This window comes from Nocardioides zeae, assembly GCF_010686755.1.
Lineage (GTDB): Bacteria > Actinomycetota > Actinomycetes > Propionibacteriales > Nocardioidaceae > Nocardioides > Nocardioides zeae.
Genome location: NZ_JAAGXA010000001.1, coordinates 78,076 through 94,505, shown reverse-complemented (window position 1 = coordinate 94,505; position 16,430 = coordinate 78,076). Strand labels below are relative to the sequence as shown.

At 74.7% G+C, this 16,430-nt stretch carries 19 protein-coding genes; 5 read left to right on the top strand and 14 right to left on the bottom strand.

The genetic code is table 11. From position 1 onward, the window contains the following. Nucleotides 1-22 precede the first annotated feature (22 nt). Nucleotides 23-763 (top strand): SDR family oxidoreductase, encoded by a 741-nt coding sequence (locus G3T38_RS00510; protein ID WP_163770126.1) that lies wholly within the window; start codon nt 23-25, stop codon nt 761-763. A 33-nt stretch (nt 764-796) separates the two neighbouring features. Beyond that, nucleotides 797-1,894: a serine/threonine-protein kinase gene (locus tag G3T38_RS20955; RefSeq protein ID WP_338037369.1), complete on the top strand. Its 1,098-nt coding sequence runs from the start codon at nt 797-799 to the stop codon at nt 1,892-1,894. Here G3T38_RS20955 and G3T38_RS00500 read toward each other — a convergent pair. The 6 genes from G3T38_RS00500 to G3T38_RS00475 all read right to left on the bottom strand — a co-directional run bounded on the left by G3T38_RS00500 (nt 1,873) and on the right by G3T38_RS00475 (nt 6,652). After that, nucleotides 1,873-3,162: a hypothetical protein gene (locus G3T38_RS00500; protein ID WP_163770125.1), complete on the bottom strand. Its 1,290-nt coding sequence runs from the start codon at nt 3,160-3,162 to the stop codon at nt 1,873-1,875. The two genes, G3T38_RS20955 and G3T38_RS00500, sit on opposite strands and share 22 nt — an antisense overlap. 1 nt (nt 3,163) lies before the next feature. After that, nucleotides 3,164-3,652, bottom strand: coding sequence for a MarR family winged helix-turn-helix transcriptional regulator (locus G3T38_RS00495; protein ID WP_163770124.1), 489 nt, complete (start codon nt 3,650-3,652; stop codon nt 3,164-3,166). Continuing rightward, complete coding sequence (locus tag G3T38_RS00490) at nt 3,652-4,176, bottom strand: PH domain-containing protein (RefSeq protein WP_163770123.1); 525 nt, start codon at nt 4,174-4,176, stop codon at nt 3,652-3,654. The genes G3T38_RS00495 and G3T38_RS00490 overlap by 1 nt, the downstream gene beginning before the upstream one ends. 18 nt (nt 4,177-4,194) lie before the next feature. Beyond that, nucleotides 4,195-4,359, bottom strand: a complete 165-nt coding sequence (locus G3T38_RS00485; RefSeq protein ID WP_163770122.1) for a hypothetical protein — start codon at nt 4,357-4,359, stop codon at nt 4,195-4,197. A 96-nt stretch (nt 4,360-4,455) separates the two neighbouring features. Further along, nucleotides 4,456-5,457, bottom strand: a complete 1,002-nt coding sequence (gene meaB / locus G3T38_RS00480) for a methylmalonyl Co-A mutase-associated GTPase MeaB (RefSeq protein ID WP_338037368.1) — start codon at nt 5,455-5,457, stop codon at nt 4,456-4,458. A 7-nt stretch (nt 5,458-5,464) separates the two neighbouring features. Continuing rightward, nucleotides 5,465-6,652 carry an acetyl-CoA C-acetyltransferase gene (locus G3T38_RS00475; protein WP_163770121.1) on the bottom strand — a complete coding sequence of 396 codons (1,188 nt, stop codon included), beginning with the start codon at nt 6,650-6,652 and terminating at the stop codon, nt 5,465-5,467. 170 nt (nt 6,653-6,822) lie between these two features. On the opposite strand from G3T38_RS00475, the gene mce reads away from it, so the two are divergent. Continuing rightward, on the top strand, nt 6,823-7,275 hold the full coding sequence (gene mce, locus G3T38_RS00470; RefSeq protein ID WP_163770120.1) for a methylmalonyl-CoA epimerase: 453 nt from the start codon (nt 6,823-6,825) through the stop codon (nt 7,273-7,275). Nucleotides 7,276-7,320: 45 nt separating this feature from the next. On the opposite strand, the gene G3T38_RS00465 is transcribed toward mce, so the two are convergent. From G3T38_RS00465 to G3T38_RS00455, 3 genes are read right to left on the bottom strand one after another with little or no spacing between them, the layout of a single operon-like run. Next, complete coding sequence (locus tag G3T38_RS00465) at nt 7,321-8,190, bottom strand: 5-oxoprolinase subunit C family protein (protein WP_338037367.1); 870 nt, start codon at nt 8,188-8,190, stop codon at nt 7,321-7,323. After that, nucleotides 8,187-8,846, bottom strand: coding sequence for a carboxyltransferase domain-containing protein (locus G3T38_RS00460; RefSeq protein WP_163770119.1), 660 nt, complete (start codon nt 8,844-8,846; stop codon nt 8,187-8,189). Before G3T38_RS00460 ends, G3T38_RS00465 begins: the two co-directional genes overlap by 4 nt. Further along, entirely contained in the window at nt 8,843-9,607 is a 765-nt protein-coding gene (locus tag G3T38_RS00455) for a LamB/YcsF family protein (protein WP_163770118.1), read from the bottom strand. The genes G3T38_RS00460 and G3T38_RS00455 overlap by 4 nt, the downstream gene beginning before the upstream one ends. Before the next feature lie 156 nt (nt 9,608-9,763). Between G3T38_RS00455 and G3T38_RS00450 the strand changes: the two genes are divergently transcribed. After that, nucleotides 9,764-10,987 (top strand): coiled-coil domain-containing protein, encoded by a 1,224-nt coding sequence (locus G3T38_RS00450; RefSeq protein WP_163770117.1) that lies wholly within the window; start codon nt 9,764-9,766, stop codon nt 10,985-10,987. A gap of 397 nt (nt 10,988-11,384) precedes the next feature. Here G3T38_RS00450 and G3T38_RS00445 read toward each other — a convergent pair whose 3' ends face one another. After that, nucleotides 11,385-12,392, bottom strand: a complete 1,008-nt coding sequence (locus G3T38_RS00445; protein ID WP_163770116.1) for an EamA family transporter — start codon at nt 12,390-12,392, stop codon at nt 11,385-11,387. 38 nt (nt 12,393-12,430) lie between these two features. On the opposite strand from G3T38_RS00445, the gene G3T38_RS00440 reads away from it, so the two are divergent. Continuing rightward, nucleotides 12,431-12,964, top strand: coding sequence for a CGNR zinc finger domain-containing protein (locus G3T38_RS00440; protein ID WP_163770115.1), 534 nt, complete (start codon nt 12,431-12,433; stop codon nt 12,962-12,964). 4 nt (nt 12,965-12,968) lie between these two features. On the opposite strand, the gene G3T38_RS00435 is transcribed toward G3T38_RS00440, so the two are convergent. From G3T38_RS00435 to G3T38_RS00420, 4 genes are read right to left on the bottom strand one after another with little or no spacing between them, the layout of a single operon-like run. Further along, complete coding sequence (locus tag G3T38_RS00435; RefSeq protein ID WP_163770114.1) at nt 12,969-13,781, bottom strand: alpha/beta hydrolase; 813 nt, start codon at nt 13,779-13,781, stop codon at nt 12,969-12,971. Nucleotides 13,782-13,790: 9 nt separating this feature from the next. Continuing rightward, nucleotides 13,791-14,588: an endo alpha-1,4 polygalactosaminidase gene (locus G3T38_RS00430; protein ID WP_163770113.1), complete on the bottom strand. Its 798-nt coding sequence runs from the start codon at nt 14,586-14,588 to the stop codon at nt 13,791-13,793. Next, nucleotides 14,588-15,118, bottom strand: a complete 531-nt coding sequence (locus G3T38_RS00425) for a hypothetical protein (RefSeq protein WP_163770112.1) — start codon at nt 15,116-15,118, stop codon at nt 14,588-14,590. Before G3T38_RS00425 ends, G3T38_RS00430 begins: the two co-directional genes overlap by 1 nt. 59 nt (nt 15,119-15,177) lie before the next feature. Beyond that, nucleotides 15,178-16,398, bottom strand: a complete 1,221-nt coding sequence (locus G3T38_RS00420; RefSeq protein ID WP_163770111.1) for a 3-hydroxyacyl-CoA dehydrogenase family protein — start codon at nt 16,396-16,398, stop codon at nt 15,178-15,180. Nucleotides 16,399-16,430: the final 32 nt, after the last annotated feature.

Genomic DNA, 16,430 nt, shown 5'->3' with positions numbered 1-16,430 from the left:
TCTCGGGAAGACAGGGACTGCGTTGAACTACCCCCGCTACGACTACTCCGGCCACCGGGTCGCCGTGCTCGGCGGCACCCAGGGCACCGGGCTGGCGATCGCCCACGCGTTCGCCGACGCCGGCGCCGACGTGACCGTGACCGGCGCCCAGCACCTCACCGGCTTCTACGACGCCGACCTCTCCCGGTTCCGCTACCGCCCCCTCGCGCTGGACCACCCGGAGGCGATCGCCGACTTCGCGACCGGTACGGACCGGCTCGACGTCCTCGTCGTCGCGTCGGCGCCGGAGCTGCCGCGGCACCTCGGGCACGCGGACCGCGAGTTCGTCGTCGAGGCCTGTCGCCTCGGCCTGGCCGGGCCGACGCAGGCGGTGCGCCGCCTCCGTCCCGCCCTGTCCGCGAGCGTCGCCCAGGGCGGCGGCGCGGTCGTCCTCACCCCCGCGGCGGCCCGCTGGTGGGCGCTGGCGGGCGACGGTCCGGACGCGGAGGACGCGTTCCACCGCGCGGTCGCGGGTCTCGCGGGCGGCTTGGACCGACACGGGGTGCGGGTGAACGGGTGCCTCGCCAACCCGACGCAGGGCCCGGCGTACCACGTGCAGATCGAGCGCCACGCCCCCCGCAGCTCGGGCACCCTGCTGGCCCGGCCCCGCCGCGTGCGCGGCAGCCTGACCGAGGCGACCCGGGCGGCCGTCGTCGACCTCGTGCAGTTCCTCGCGAGCGCCGGTGCGGCCGGTCTGACCGGCCAGACGCTGCGGGTCGGCTGAGCCGGGGGCCCGCCACGCCCTAGGCTGGGGCGCGTGGGTGAGGTCTTCGCGGGGCGCTACGAGCTGATCGAGCCGATCGGCATGGGCGGCATGGGTGCCGTGTGGACGGTCCACGACCGTTCGGACGGACGCGTCAAGGCCGCGAAGATCCTCCGCCAGTCCGACGCGGCCTCGCTGCTGCGCTTCGTGCGCGAGCAGTCGGTGCGCATCGCCCACCCCCACGTCGTCACGCCGGAGTCGTGGGCCGGCATGGACGACCGCGTCCTCTTCACGATGCCTCTCGTGGCCGGCGGCTCGGTCGCCGACCTCCTCAAGGAGCGGGGAGCGCTGCCGCTGCCGTGGGTGGGCGTGCTGCTCGACCAGCTGCTCGAGGCGCTGGAGGCCGTGCACGCCGCCGGCGTCGTCCACCGTGACGTCAAGCCGGCCAACCTGCTGCTCGAGCCCACCGGCACCGGGTGGCCCCACCTGCGCCTCACCGACTTCGGCATCGCCGTCCCGGTCGACGAGCCGCGCCTCACCCACGGCCCGATGGCCGTCGGCTCGCCCGGCTACATGGCGCCCGAGCAGTGGCACGGGGGCGACCCCGACCCCCGCCAGGACGTGTACGCCGTGGGCCGGGTCGGTCTCGAGATGCTCACCGGGGTGCGCCCCGAGAAGGGCAGCACCGCCGTGGCCGACGACGCGCTCCCCGAGCCGCGGGACGTCGCCGAGCGGCTCGCGACCGTGCTGGCACGCGCCGCCGCCGAGGAGCCCGCCGACCGCTACCAGGACGCCGGGTCGCTCCGCGCCGCGCTCCGCGAGCTGCGGCTGCTCGACCAGCCGGCCGGCGACGTGCCCGTGGTCGTCCCGCAGCGGCTCGCGCTCGACGCCACCGGGCCGGCGGGGGTCAGCTGGTCGGCGCCGTCCGGCCCCACCGACGTGACGGCAGCCCACGGCGCGCCGACCCAGGTGGGGGGCACCCTCGTCCACGGCGCGGGCGCGACCCGCGTCGACGGCGGCACCCGCGTGGACCGCGGTGGGCAGCGTCCCGCCGCTGCGCCGCGCCGCGGCGTGTCCGTGCCCGGTGTCGCGCTCCTCCTGCTCGGCCTGGTCGCGGTCGTCGCGGGGATCTACCTGCTGCTGACGGCCTGACGCCGCACCAGCAGCCCCCCGCCGGCGGCGAGCACGAGGCCCAGAGCGACGAGCGCGCCACCCGCGACGTACTGCACGGTCGAGGAGGACGCGTCGTCCGCCGGGGCCGGCGCACCGAGCAGCACGGTGTCGGTCGCCTCGCTCCCGGCGAGGAACGGGGGCTCGGTGGTGTGCTCGACCGTGGCCGGCTCGCCCTCGACGCCCACGCGCAGCGTGTACGGCACGTCGTCCAGCCCGTCGAGGTCGACGGTGCCCATCGAGATGACCACCAGGTACTCCCCGGGCAGGTAGGGCCCCTCGAAGGAGTCGAACCGGTTGCGGTGCAGCACCGGCCCGGCGGCCGCCTGGGCGCGCGCGGGCTCGGAGCCCAGCGAGCCGTAGTCGTTGAGCGTGCGCTCCGCGGAGAGCACGGGGTCACGGAGGGTGAGGGCGATGTCGGTGCCGTAGCCCAGCTCGGTGGCGTCGTCGGCGGAGAGCGCCGGGCTCACCACCTCGGCCCGGAGCGTCTGGCCCTCGGCGACGGCCACGCGGTACGCGACCTGACCACCCGCCGGCACCGTCCCGCGCCAGATCCCGTCCCCGACGAGCGGAGCGTCGGCGACGTCGCGCCCGCCCGGTCGGTCCTCGGGCTCACCCGAGACGTCCACCTGGTCACGCTCGGCGCGGGCCGGGTCGGCGAGACCGTCGACGTCGGGGACCGGGGACTCCTCGACGACGCGGAACCACACCTCGGTCGCAGCGGAGCCGGCGCTGGCCCCCCGCTTGAGCTCGACCTGGAGGCTCGAGGCCTCGACGCACGGCTCGTCCGCCGCAGCGCCCGAGGACGCCTCCAGCGGGTCCTCCGGACCGACGAGGGTCGACGCCGTCACCAGGCCGAGCTCGTCCTCCGAGCGCGACCCCGTCGCCGAGGCGCAGTAGGACGCGTCGGAGGTCTCGACGTCGACGGTGACGGACTCGGAGCTGTCCGGGCTCGCGCCGGGCGTGACGGCGGCGACGTGGATCGTGCTGCCCTCCTGCTCCCGGCGCACCTCGAAGTAGCCGATGGCCCCGTCACCGCCCAGTGTCGTGCGGCTCCAGCCCCGCGGCAGGGTCGTGGGCGCACCGGCGTCCGTGCCGTCCACCGCGGGCGCGTCGTCGGGGAGCACGAGCTGCGTGTCCGGCTCGGCGGCGGCAGCCGGGCCGAGCGGCAGCACGGCTCCGGAGGCACTCGCGGGCAGCACGAGGGCGGCGGCCAACAGCAGGCGGCGGGCGGTGGGGGAGGGACGCACGTCAGAAGTCTCCGGCATCACGGCGCACGGGCGCCAACAGGTCGGACAGGGCGCGTTGCTCGGCACCCCCGAGGGCACCGAGCGCGAAGTCCGCGGCGAGGAGGTCCGCGGTCGCCCGCTCGACGAGCGCCCGCCCCTCGTCCGTGATCGCGGCGAGGGTCGCGCGCCGGTCGCCGGGGTGCGGACGACGCTCCACCAGCCCGGCGGCCTCGAGGCGGTTGATGATCGACGTGACGGAGGTGGGGTGCACCTGGAGGCGCTCCCCCATCTTGCCGAGCGGCAGCGCGCCCCGGGAGGAGAAGACGAGGAGCACGAGCGCCTCGTAGCGGGCGAAGGTCAGGCCGTGCGGCTTCAGCAGGGCGTCCAGGCGCCCGATCACGAGCTGCTGCACCCGCATGAGGGAGGTGACGGCGTGCATCGCCTCGCCGCCCGTCCAGCGCAGGTCCCACTGGCGCCGCGCCTCGGCGATGGGATCGAACGGCAGGCCCATCAGTTCACCTGGGGTCGGCCGCGCACGCCGGAGCGCTGCACGACGCGCTGGATGGCCATGTCGCGCTCGTCGGGACGCGCCACGGTGCGGATGTCGCGCAGGCCCTGCGCCTGGGCCGCCGACTCGAACACGAAGTGGCCGTAGCCGAGCAGCCGACCGATGAAGGGCTTCTTCACCGTGATGTCGAGGATGCGCGTCAGCGGCATGGTCGCGAGCTGCTGGGAGAAGACGCCGTGCACCCGGTAGACCCGCATGTTGGTGATCACGAAGCGGTCCATGTGGACGCTGAGGCCGCGGTACCCGCCGTACAGGGCGACGCCGAGGGCCAGCAGCAGCGGGAACCAACCCCAGTCGAGGGGGATGAAGGGCACGGAGACGAGCAGCAGCAGGGCGGCCAGGAGAACGAGTCCCGGCACGATGAACGCGACCCAGTGGTGCCGCACCTCGTCGACGATCACCTCGCCCTCCTCACGGAGCAGGTGCTTGCCGATGTCGGGGTCGGTCAGGGCCGCCAGCAGTCCCACGCGTCCACGCTCCCGCCCTCAGAAGAGGGCGCCGAGGAAGCGGATCGTGGCCTCGAAGACCGACACGAGCCCGTCCCAGGCACCGCCGCCACCCTCGCGGGCGGTCGCGGCCAGACCCTGCGGGTCGGTGAACATCCAGAACCCGAGGAACACGACGAGCAGCAGAAGGATCACCTTCTTCACGGCACTCAGCTCCTCTCGTTCCCGGACACAGACCGGCATGTTTCTACCAAGTCGGACCCGATGAGCGACGAAGGCGCGCCCGGGCGGGACAGAACCTCAGCCGTTCGCCGTCGTGTCGAGGAGGCGGTCGGCCGCGGCGTACGGGTCCCGGCGGCCGGCGACCACGTCGTCGGCGAGGTCGTCGAGGGAGGCGCCGCCGGCGAAGCCCGCCCACGTACGCCGCAGCGCGGTCATCGCGATCGCCTCGACCTCCGCCCGGGCCCGGCGCCGACGACGGCGGTCGAGCGCGCCGGTGTCGGCGAGCCACGCCCGGTGCGCGTCGAGCTGCTCGGCGACGGCGGCCACGCCCTCGCCGGTCTGCGCGACGGTCGGCAGGATCGGCTGCTTCCAGGCGTCGGCCGGACGGTCGGCCAGGTTGAGCATGCCGCGCAGCTCGCGGCGTACCTGGTCGGCGCCGTCGCGGTCGGCCTTGTTGACGACGTAGAGGTCGCCGACCTCGAGGATGCCGGCCTTCGCGGCCTGGATGCCGTCTCCCATGCCGGGGGCGAGCAGCACGACGGTGGTGTCGGCGAGACCGGCGATCTCGACCTCGCTCTGCCCGACGCCGACCGTCTCGACCAGGACGACGTCGAAGCCGGCGGCGTCGAGCACGCGCAGCGCCTGCGGGGTGCTCCACGCCAGGCCACCCAGGTGGCCGCGCGAGGCCATCGAGCGGATGTAGACGCCCGCGTCGGTCGCGTGGTCGCCCATGCGGATCCGGTCGCCGAGCAGCGCGCCACCGGAGAACGGCGACGACGGGTCGACGGCGAGCACGCCCACGCGGCGCCCGAGCCGTCGCAGCTCCGTCACGAGGGCGGACGTCGACGTCGACTTCCCGACGCCGGGGGCGCCCGTGAGGCCGACGACGTGGGCGCGACCGGTGTGGGGCGCCAGCAGCGCCATGGCCTCGCGCAGCCGCGCCGCCAGGTCGTCGCGGTCGGGACGCGACGCCCCGTCCTCCACGAGCGAGACGAGACGCGCGACCGCGCGGGGCGAACCGCCCCGCGCGGCCTCGACGAGCTCCGCGACCGACGTGGCGCCGGTGCGACCTCCGATCACGCGATCGTCACGCGGGGACGCGGATGATGAGCGCGTCGCCCTGGCCGCCGCCACCGCAGAGGGCGGCCGCACCGGTGCCGCCGCCGCGACGCTTCAGCTCGAGCGCCAGGTGGAGCACGATGCGGGCGCCGGACATGCCGACCGGGTGGCCCAGCGCGATGGCGCCGCCGTTGACGTTCACCTTGTCCTCGGAGACGCCGAGCTTGCGGGCGCTGGCGATGCCGACGGCCGCGAAGGCCTCGTTCATCTCGAAGAGGTCGATGTCGGAGACGGCGATGCCCTCCTTCTCCGCGGCCTTGAGGATCGCGTTGGCGGGCTGCTCCTGCAGCGTGGAGTCGGGGCCGGCGACCTGGCCGGAGGCACCGATCTCGGCGATCCAGGAGAGGCCGAGCTCCTCGGCCTTCGCCTTCGACATGACGACCACGGCGGCCGCACCGTCGGAGATCTGCGAGGCCGACCCGGCCGTGACCGTGCCGTCCTTGCTGAACGCGGGGCGCAGCTTCGCGAGGCTCTCGGCGGTGGTGTCGCCCCGCACGCCCTCGTCGGCGGAGACGACGATCGGGTCGCCCTTCCGCTGCGGGATGGAGACCGGGACGATCTCGTCGTCGAAGACGCCGTTCTTCTGCGCGGCGGCGGCGAGCTGGTGGGAGCGGGCGGAGAACGCGTCCTGCTCCTCCCGGCTCAGCTTCTCGGCCTCGACGTTGCGGGCCTCGGTGAGGCCGCCCATCGGCTGGTCCGTGAACTGGTCGTAGAGCGCGTCGTAGGCCATCGAGTCGACGAGCGCGGTGTCGCCGTACTTGAAGCCCTCGCGCGACTTCGGCAGCAGGTGGGGCGCCTGGGTCATCGACTCCATGCCGCCGGCCACGACGATCTCGTGCTCGCCCGCGCGGATCAGCTGGTCGGCCAGGGCGACGGCGTTGATGCCCGAGAGGCAGACCTTGTTGATGGTCAGGGCGGGCACGTCCATGGGGATGCCGCCGGCGACCGCCGCCTGGCGGGCGGTGATCTGGCCGGCTCCGGCCTGGATCACCTGGCCCATGATCACGTACTCCACCGCGTCGCCCGCGACGCCGGCCTTCTCCAGGGCGCCCTTGATGGCGACGCCACCGAGGTCCGCTGCCGTGAGCGTCTTGAGGCCACCGAGCAGTCGGCCGATGGGGGTGCGGGCACCGGCGACGATGACGGACGTGGTCATGAGGTCCTCCTCCAGAGGTGGGGGTTCGCTGCGTGAGGAACGTGCCGCTGCGACGCGAGCGACGGTCTAGGTTAACGAGCCGTCACCTATCTGGCGAGGGGCGACCGTGCGCTCGGTCGGTGTCGCGGTCGTCACACTCCCCGCGAGCCCCGGCCTCGTACCATGCGCCCATGTCTGCAGCGCTGGAGATCCCCGAGCACCTGTTCATCGCCATCGACCACGTCGGCATCGCCGTCCCCGACCTCGACGAGGCCGTGGCGTTCTACGAGACGACGTTCGGCATGAAGGTGGCCCACACCGAGACCAACGAGGAGCAGGGCGTCCGCGAGGCGATGGTGGCCGTCGGCGACTCCGGCTCCTTCATCCAGTTGCTCGCCCCCCTGACGCCCGAGTCGACCATCGCGAAGTTCCTCGACCGCTCGGGCCCCGGCCTGCAGCAGCTGGCCTACCGGGTGGTCGACGTCGAGCAGGTCTCGGCGATCCTGCGCGAGCGCGGCGTCCGCCTGCTCTACGACGCGCCCCGTCGCGGCACGTCCGACTCCCGCATCAACTTCGTGCACCCCAAGGACGCGGGCGGCGTGCTCGTCGAGCTCGTGCAGCCCGCGGAGGGCGCGCACCGCTGAGCCGCTCGTCCCGCCGCTGTTCCCGCCGCCCGTCCCGCCCGCTGGTCACGCCCAGCGGAACACGACCGGGTCGCCCGGCCGCAGCTGGGCGGCCCGGTCCACGTCGGCGTCGACCACGACGCCGACCACCGGGTATCCCCCGGTGACGGGGTGGTCCGGCCCGAAGAGCACAGGTTCCCCCGACGGCGGCACTTGGAGCGCCCCGCGCAGCGCGCCCTCGCTCGGCAGCTGCCGCTCCGGGTCGCGGTGGAGCAGAGGTGGCCCGCCCTCGAGCCGCGTCCCGACCCGGTCGGTGTGCGCCGACGCGCGCCACTCGCCCGTGACGAGACGGTCCGGCTCGGCGATCAGGTCCGCCCGCGGCCCCGGCACGACGCGGAGCACCGGCGTCCCACCGAGGGCTGCCACCGGCACGGCGTCGAGCCGCGGCCAGCCGGCCTCGCCCGTCCCTGCCTCGTCGCCGACCGCGACGACGTCCCCCTCCGCGAGCGGCGCCGGTCCGAGCCCGGCGAGCGAGTCCCGGCTGCGCGAGCCCAGCACTCCGCCCGCGTCGATCCCACCGCGCACGGCGAGGTAGCACCGCAGGCCGCGCGGCGGCGTACCGATCCGCAGGCGGTGCCGCACCGCGACGACGGCGCCCGCCGGGTGCAGACGGTCGTCGACCTCCACCGCCGCGGGGGCACCCGTCAGGCAGCACCAGAGCGGGCCGCCCACGACCTCCACCTCCAGGCCGCCGAGGGTGACCTCGAGCGACGCGGCGCCGGCGCGGTTGCCGACGGCCCGGTTCCCCAGGAGGTACGCCGCGCGATCCGCCGCCCCCGACCGACCGACCCCGACGGCCGCGTGCCCCGGGCGCCCGAGGTCCTGGACGAGCACCGGGCCACCGAGTCCGCGCACGACGAGGGCGCGGCCCGTCACGGCCTGCCCCCGGCGTCGACGAACCGCACGGTGGTGCCGGCCGCGAGCAGCGCGGGCGGGTCCCGGTCCAGGTCCCACATCGCCAGGTCGGTGCGCCCGAGCAGCTGCCAGCCGCCCGGCGACGCGCGGGGGTAGACCCCCGAGAACCCCCCGGCGAGCGCCACCGACCCGGCGGGGACGCGGGTGCGCGGCTCCGTACGACGCGGCACGACCGCCAGTCGCGGGTCGCCGCCGACGAGGTAGGCGAAGCCCGGGGCGAACCCGCCGAAGGCGACGCGCCAGGGGGTGCCGGTGTGGGCGGCGACCACGCCCGCCTCGTCGAGCCCCGTCCGGCCCGCGACCGCGGCGAGGTCGGCGCCGTCGTAGGTCACCGGCACCTCGACCGTGCGCGGAGCCTCCTGCCCCCGGGCGGGCTGCCCGGGACGGACGCCCGCGACCGCCGTCGCCAGCCAGCCGACGTCCTGCGGGGCGCCGGGCAGCAGTGCGACGAGCACCGTCGTGGCCGCCGGCACGAGCTCGACCGGCACGTCCGGCCACGCCACCGCGGCGGCGTCGACCCAGGCGACGACCCGTTCCGCAGCACGGGTCGGGTCGCCCTCCTCGGGGTCCGCGAGGTCGACGAGGACCGCGCGGTCGCCGTACGGCAGCACCCTCACGCGAACGCCCGCACCGCGATCCCGGCCGCGTCCAGGGCGGACCGCACGGCACGCGCCATCGCCACGGCCCCCGGGGAGTCCCCGTGGAGGCAGACCGAGTCGGACCGGACGGCGATGTCCGTGCCGTCGACCGCCGTCACGAGGCCCTCGGTGGCGAGCCGCACCACGCGGGCCGCCACCTGGTCGGGGTCGTGCAGGAGCGCTCCGGGGCGGTCGCGTCGTACCAGGGTGCCGTCGGGCTCGTAGCCGCGGTCCGCGAACGCCTCGGTCACGGCCCGCAGGCCGGCGGCCTCGGCGTGGCCGAGGAGGGCCGAGCCGGGGAGCCCGAGCACGGGCAGCGACGGGTCGTGCTCGCGCACGGCCCGCACCACGGCCGCGGCCTGCTCGTCGTGATGCACGGTCGCGTTGTAGAGGGCGCCGTGCGGCTTCAGGTAGGCCACCCGGCCCCCGACGGCGCGCGCGAGCGCGTCGAGGGCCCCGAGCTGGTAGAGCACGTCGTCGGTGAGCTCGTCGGGCGCGACGTCGAGGAAGCGGCGGCCGAAGCCCGCCAGGTCGCGGTAGCCGACCTGCGCCCCGATGACGACGCCCCGCTCCACCGCGAGCGCGCAGGTGCGGCGCAGGGTGGACGGGTCGCCGGCGTGGAAGCCGCAGGCGACGTTCGCGCTCGTGACCTCGGCGAGCACCGCGGCGTCGTCGCCGAGCACCCACCGGCCGAACGACTCGCCCACGTCGCTGTTGAGGTCGACCGCCGGTCCGTCCATGAGCGGGATTGTCCCCCGGCGTGAGGCGAACCGCAGCAGCCGACCCGGCCACGTCACTGTGATCCGCGGGAGCGATCCGCAACACTGGTCCCCGCACCCCCCGACGAGACGTAGCGGGCGCGAACGTCGCGCCGACCGGCAGAGGAGTTCTTCACCATGAGCGACAAGGGACTGTCGATCTTCGACGACGAGCCGTCGAAGGGCTCCGGCAACCCCGACCAGCAGTCGACGCAGGCCATCCCGGCCGTCGGCGCCGACACCACCACCTCCCGGCAGCCGGCCGCCCGCCCGGACGCCGGTCGCGGTGGCGTGCCACCCCGCCCGCAGCAGCCCGCCCCCGCCGCGGCGGCAGCGCAGCAGCGCGGGGTCGTGCCGGCGCTGCCCGTCGTGCGCCGTGGCGGCTACGACCAGATCGCGGTCAACCGCGCCCTGCAGCAGATCGTCGACGAGAAGGCCGGCCTCGCCGCCAGCCTCCAGGCGACCGAGCAGCAGGTCGGTGGCCTCCAGGCGGAGATCGAGTCGCTGCGCCAGCAGCTCGCCGAGGTGAAGAACCCGACATACGCCGGCCTCGGTGGCCGCGCCAGCGAGATGCTGCGCCTCGCCGAGGAGGAGGCGGCCGACGTCCGCCACACCGCCCAGGAGGAGAGCCGGGAGATCCTCGACCAGGCCAACCGCGACGCGCGGGCCATCCGCGCCGACGCGGCCCGCGAGGCCGAGGACATGCGTGCCGTCCAGCTGCGCGACCTCGAGGACCAGCGCGGCCGGATCCTCGCCGACGCCGAGCAGGAGCGCACCCTGGCCCGCTCCGAGGCGGCCGACATCGTCGCCTCCGCCAAGCGCGAGGCCGCCCAGCTGCGCCTCGCCGCCGAGCAGGAGGTCAACGACCTGCGCAGCAGCACGACCCGCGAGGTCGAGAAGCTGCGGGCCGGCGCCGACCGCGAGGTGCAGGAGGCACGCCGCGCGCTCGCCGTGGAGAAGGAGCGCCTCGCCCGCGAGGCCGCCGACCACCACGCGAGCGCCATGGCCCAGACCAACCAGATCGTCACCGAGGCCGAGGAGCGGGCGGCCGCGGCCGAGGAGCGGGCCCGCGAGGCCATCGCCCAGGGCAGCGCCCAGCGCGAGCAGGCCCAGCGCGAGGCCGAGGCCCTCATCTCCCGGGCCCGGCGCGAGGCGGAGCAGATCGTCGCCTCGGCCCGCACCCAGGCGGAGTCGATCAACGCCTCGGGCCACGCCGAGGCCGCACGCGAGCTCGCCTCGCTCAAGGCCGAGGCCGAGCGGATGGCGAAGCGTCGCGACGCCATCGCCGCCCAGCTCGGCGCGCTGCGCGACGTCGTCGCGGGCTTCGCGGACGACGACGAGCCGAACAAGCCGCAGGCCTGACGCCCGGGGCCTCGGACAAGAAAACGCGGACCGGGAGGGGCGCACGCTCGGCGTGTCGCTCCTCCCGGGCCGCGTTTCCCCTGCCTGGTCCGCGATTCGACCTGCCCGCCCCACGGGACGTCATGCGTCCCGGTGACCGGGGCCACCGGCTCGCATGACGTCCGCCGGGCAGGCCGAGCCGGGTGCCAGAACTGTGCTCCTGGTGCAGCTCGGACCGCGCCAGACCTGCCCTAGCCGCACATCTCGGCCCCCGGCGACCGCCGAGCCGCCCGCCACGGCCAGACCAGCCCGGCTCCGGTACGCCGAGCAACGGACCCGCGCCGTACCCGGACGTCATGCGTTCCGGTCCCCGGGGCGACCGGGTCGCATGACGTCCGGCGGGCGGGGCCGCTCGACCTCAGGCCGTCTCCGCGACCTCCGCCGCCTCGGGCTCGCCGAGGCGCACGTCCTGCACGCCCGACTCCCCCAGCTTCACCACGACGACGCCCGCGAGGATGAGCAGGCCGCCGGCGAGCTGCAGCGGGCCGGGCAGCTCGTCGAGCAGCACCCAGGCGAACACGAGCGCCATGACGACCTCCGCCAGCGCCACGAACGACGCGAGGCGCGAGCCGAGCCGGCGGGAGGCGGCAATGCCCGTCACGTAGGCGAGCGCCGCCGTCACCAGGCCGAGCCCGAGCACGGGGACCCACCAGGCGACCTCGTGCCCGGCGTACTCCACACCCGCGGTCGTCGCCCGCATCGGCAGGATGCCGACGAAGCCGGCGACCCCCAGCACCACGCCGCCGACGGTCAGGCCGCCGGCCGCCAGCGCCGTGCCCGGCAGACCGTTGTCGTTGTCGGCGGAGATGACGAAGTACGACGCCGCGCCGACCATCGCACCGAGGCCCCAGAGGACGCCGACGACGTTGAGGCTCACGCCGCTGACGACGCCGAGCACGAGGGCCAGACCGACGGCGGCGACGGCGGCGCCGAGCACGGTGACGCGTCCGGGCCGCTGCCCGTGCCGCAGCCACATCCAGACGATGACGGCGACGGGCGCCGTGTACTCGATGAGCAGCGCCACCCCGACCTGCAGGTAGGAGACCGCGTAGAAGTAGCAGAGCTGTGCACCGGCGACCGCCAGCACGCCGTACAGCGCCACGGTGCCGAGGTTCCGCGGCTGGCCGAGCAGCACGCCCCACCGGCCCCGCATCGCCAGCGCAGCCGGTACGGCGAGCACGAGCGCCGCGAGGGCGACGCGGGCGGTCACGGCGGCACCCGCGGTCCAGCCCGCGTCGAGCAGGCCACGCGCCAACGACCCCGACAGACCGAACGCCGAGGCCGAGACCAGGGCGAGGAGGAGGCCGGCGCCGAGCTGGGGGCGCGCGGAGGACACGACGTGCGTGTCAGGAGTCAACGTGCTCATGGGTCATGACAGTACGACCCGGTTGGTAAGGTGTCAAAATGCTTTTCACGCATGACACCGAGATCGCGTTGGCGGCGGCCGTCCAGCTCGTCAACACGGCCGCGGAGCCGGACACGCTGACGACGGTGGCGGACCTCGACGCGCACTTCACGGACTACGGCTACACCGGCCGGCACGACCGCACGCGCGCGGAGCTCGACGAGGTGCGGGCGCTCCGACCACGGCTCCGGGCCCTGCTGACCAGCACGCGGGACGAGGCCGTCGACATCGTGAACGCGATGCTCGCCGAGGCCCGCGCGCTCCCCCAGCTGGCACGGCACGACGGCTGGGACTGGCACCTGCACGCCGTCGACTCCGACCGGCCGCTCGTGGAACGCATCGTCGTGGAGACCGCGATGGCCATGATCGACGTCATCCGTGCCGACGAGATGTCGCGCCTCGGCACGTGCGCCGCCGAGGACTGCGAGGGCATCGTGCTCGACCTGTCGCGCAACCGCTCCCGCAAGTTCTGCTCGACCACGTGCGGCAACCGCACCGCGGTCGCCGCCTACCGCGCCCGGCAGGGCTCCTGACCGGTCAGGAGCCGGCGTCGCGCTGGGCCGGGCCGGGCACCGGCACGTCCTGGTACGCCGCCAGGTTGTGCGCGTTGTAGGCGCTGGTGTCCGCGGCGGTCATGGCACCGTCCCACTCCCGCGGCAGGGGGACCGCGACCTCCGGCGCCACCCGCGCGACGATCTCGTCGAGCACGCGCTCCGCCTGCCCGACCCACAGGTGCTTGCCGCCCTCGACGGCGACGACCTCCACCTGCGGCACGGCGGCGAAGCGCTCCCGCGCCTCGACCGGCCGCAGGTAGTCGTCGAGCTCCGGCACGATCGCGGTCAGGGGACGCCCGGCCTCGGCCCAGGCGGCGAGGTGCTCCGGCTGGGAGTAGCGCAGCGGCGGGCTGAGGAGGATCGCGCCCTGCACGAGCGGGTCGAGCCCGTGCATCAGCGTGACGTCGGTGCCGAACGACCAGCCGACCAGCCACACGTTCGGCAGGTCGTGGAACTCCGCGAACTCGAGGGCCGCCGCGACGTCGAACCGCTCCCCCACGCCGTTGTCGAAGGCGCCCTCGCTGGTGCCCTGCTCGCTCCACGTGCCGCGCGAGTTGTAGCGCAGCACCGCCACCCCGGCGAGGGCCGGGAGCCGGAACGCGGCCTTGCGGAAGACGTGGCTGTCCATCATGCCGCCGTGGGTGGGCAGCGGGTGCAGGAAGATGATCGTCGCGACGGGGTCGCGGTCCTCGGGGAGGGCGAGCTCGGCGACGAGCCCGAGCCCGTCCGCGGTGTGGAGCGTCAGCTCCTCACGCCGAGCCGGGAGGACGGAGTTCGCACGGATCTTCTGGCCCACGCGGCGAGGTTAGCCCTCGCACCACTCCCGGTCGCCGTCGGGCGCGAGGTCCACGTCGCGGAAGACGATCGGCACCGTCCCGCCGAGCTCGTCGCACGCGGCCGCGAACCCCTCCTCGGTGTACTCGACGACCAGCACGTGGTCGCCGAAGAACTCGGTGTAGGCGCCGCACTCGTCGTACGCCCCGCACTCCTCGACGACGGCGAAGTCGTAGCCGACGCTCGTGCCGTCCCAGCCCGCCCGGTTCTTCTGGCCGGCCGCGAGCCCCGCGTCGTGGGCGACGCCCACGAGCGCCTCGGCCCAGGCGTCCGCGTCGGCCTCGTCGAGCAGCCCCTGGCTGCGGGTGAAGGAGTCGAGGTTGTCGAGCTCGACGGCGTCGAAGCCGTTGTCGGCGCACCCCTCGATCCACGGACCGACGATCTCGAGCAGCGCGTCCCGCTTGTCGGCCGAGGAGATGTCGAAGATGTACTCCTGCCACACCTCGTCGATGACCGGTTCGCCGTCGGCGTCCCGCAGCACCAGGTCGGAGTCGGTCCACTGCTCGTCGTCGGGCTGCGACTGGAACCCGTTGACGTAGCAGATGTCGTAGCCGCCGAGCGGCTCCGCCGTGCGGTCCCGCTCGACGATCGCCACGTCCTCGGGCACGTCGCGGGGGCCGCCCAGCTGGATGTCCCAGCGGGAGTCGGCCGGCGGGGCCGTCACCTCCGCCGTCTGGCCCTCCTCCGCGCCGTCCGGCTCCTCCTCGGTGCCGGCGCAGCCCGTCAGGAGCAGCGCCGCCACCGCCAGTCCGACGACCGCTCGCCGCATCAGTCCTCCACGTCGACCTCGCTGATCGCGCCCTCCTGCCCGGCGCTCGCCGTCTCGTTGGCGACGCGCACGACGATGTCATATCCCGTGCCGTTCCAGGTGCAGTACGACGAGCCCGCCGCCCCCTCGCACATCGCGAACACGGGGTCGCCCGTCAGGTCGTCCTCGTCGAAGAGGTCGTCGACCTCGTCGGGGTCACGCACGAGCCGCTCGGCGGCGGCACGGTCGCCGGCCTGCCAGGCGTCGATGAGCGCCTGCGCGTAGCCCTGGGCGTCGGTCGGCAGCGGTCCGGTCGCGGCACTCCCCGAGGTGGGCGCGGAGGAGGCGGTCGAGGAGCCGCCGGGCTCGGTCGGCGTCGAGGTGGGCGAGGACGCCGAGGCCGTCGCCGACGAGGTGACGGTCTCCGTCACGGTGACGGTCGGCGACGACTCGTCGTCGCTGTCGGAGCAGGCGGACAGGGCCACGCCCGCGAGGAGGGTGGTGAGCGCGAGGGCCGTGCCGCGGCGTACGGCGTGGGTCGAGATGTCCATGGAACCGAGTGAACACCCGCCCTCAAGCACGGCCCTCGCGCTCCTCCGTGGATCGGCGGTCAGGCGTAGTCGTGGAAGCCGGCGCCCGTCTTGCGGCCGAGGCGACCCTCCGCGACGACCTTCTCCAGGGTGACCGCCGGCGCGAGGCCGGGCTCGCCGAACTCGGCGTGCAGCTCCTTCTGGATGGCGAGCGACACGTCGTTGCCGACGACGTCGAGCAGCTCGAAGGGTCCCATCGGGAGCTTCACCTGCTCCTTGATCGCCGCGTCGATGTCGGTCAGCGAGTGCGTGCCCTCCTCGGAGAGCTTCACGGCGTCGTTGAGGTAGGGGAACAGCAGGGCGTTGACGATGAACCCCGCGCGGTCGCCGCACGAGACGGCCACCTTGCCCGTGCGGGCGCACAGTGCCCGCACGGTCTCGTCCACCTCGGGCGCCGTCTCGGCGGTCGTGACGACCTCGACGAGCTTCATCACGGTCGCCGGGTTGAAGAAGTGCATCCCGATGACGGCCTCGGGGCGGGCCGTGGCGGCCGCGCACTCCCGGATGGGCAGGGAGGAGGTCGTCGTCGCGAGGATCGCGCCCGGCTTGCAGATCCGGTCCAGGTCGGCGAACAGCTCGCGCTTGATCGCGAGGTCCTCGGCGATGGCCTCGACCACGAGGTCGACGTCGGCGAGCGCCTCGCGCGAGGTCGCGCCCGTGAGACGGCCGAGCACGGCCTCCTTGGTGGCCTCGTCGCCGCGACCCTTCGCGATGGCGCGGTCCTGGTTCTTGGTGATCGTGCGGACCACCCCGGCGAGCTTCTCGTCGCTGCGGCCGACGAACACGACGTCGTACCCCGCCTTGGCGAAGACCTCCACGATGCCGGCCGCCATCGTGCCGGTGCCGACCACGCCGACGCGTGCGACGTCGTGACGCAGCTGGGGCGCGTCGTCCGCCGACGGGGTCTCGTCGTCGGCGACGGCCTCGCCCTCGACGTACGTGTAGAAGCCACGGCCCGCCGCGACCCCCGTGCGGCCCTCGCCGACCAGCCGCTCGAGGAGGTCGGCAGGACGGTGCAGCGGGTCACCGGTCTCCGCGAACCGCGCCGCCAGCGCGTCGCGCACCACGTCGAGACCGATCGCGTCGGCCGCGGCCAGGGGCCCGGCCGGGTAGCCGCAGCCGAACCGCATGCCTGCGTCGACGTCGGCGCGCGAGGCGTACTTCTCCTCGTACATGCGCACGGCGTGGTTCAGGTACGGGTAGACCAGCGTGGCGCTGATCTGCTCGTTCGTAGAGGTCATGCTCGGGATGATGGCATCGCGCACTACCCCGC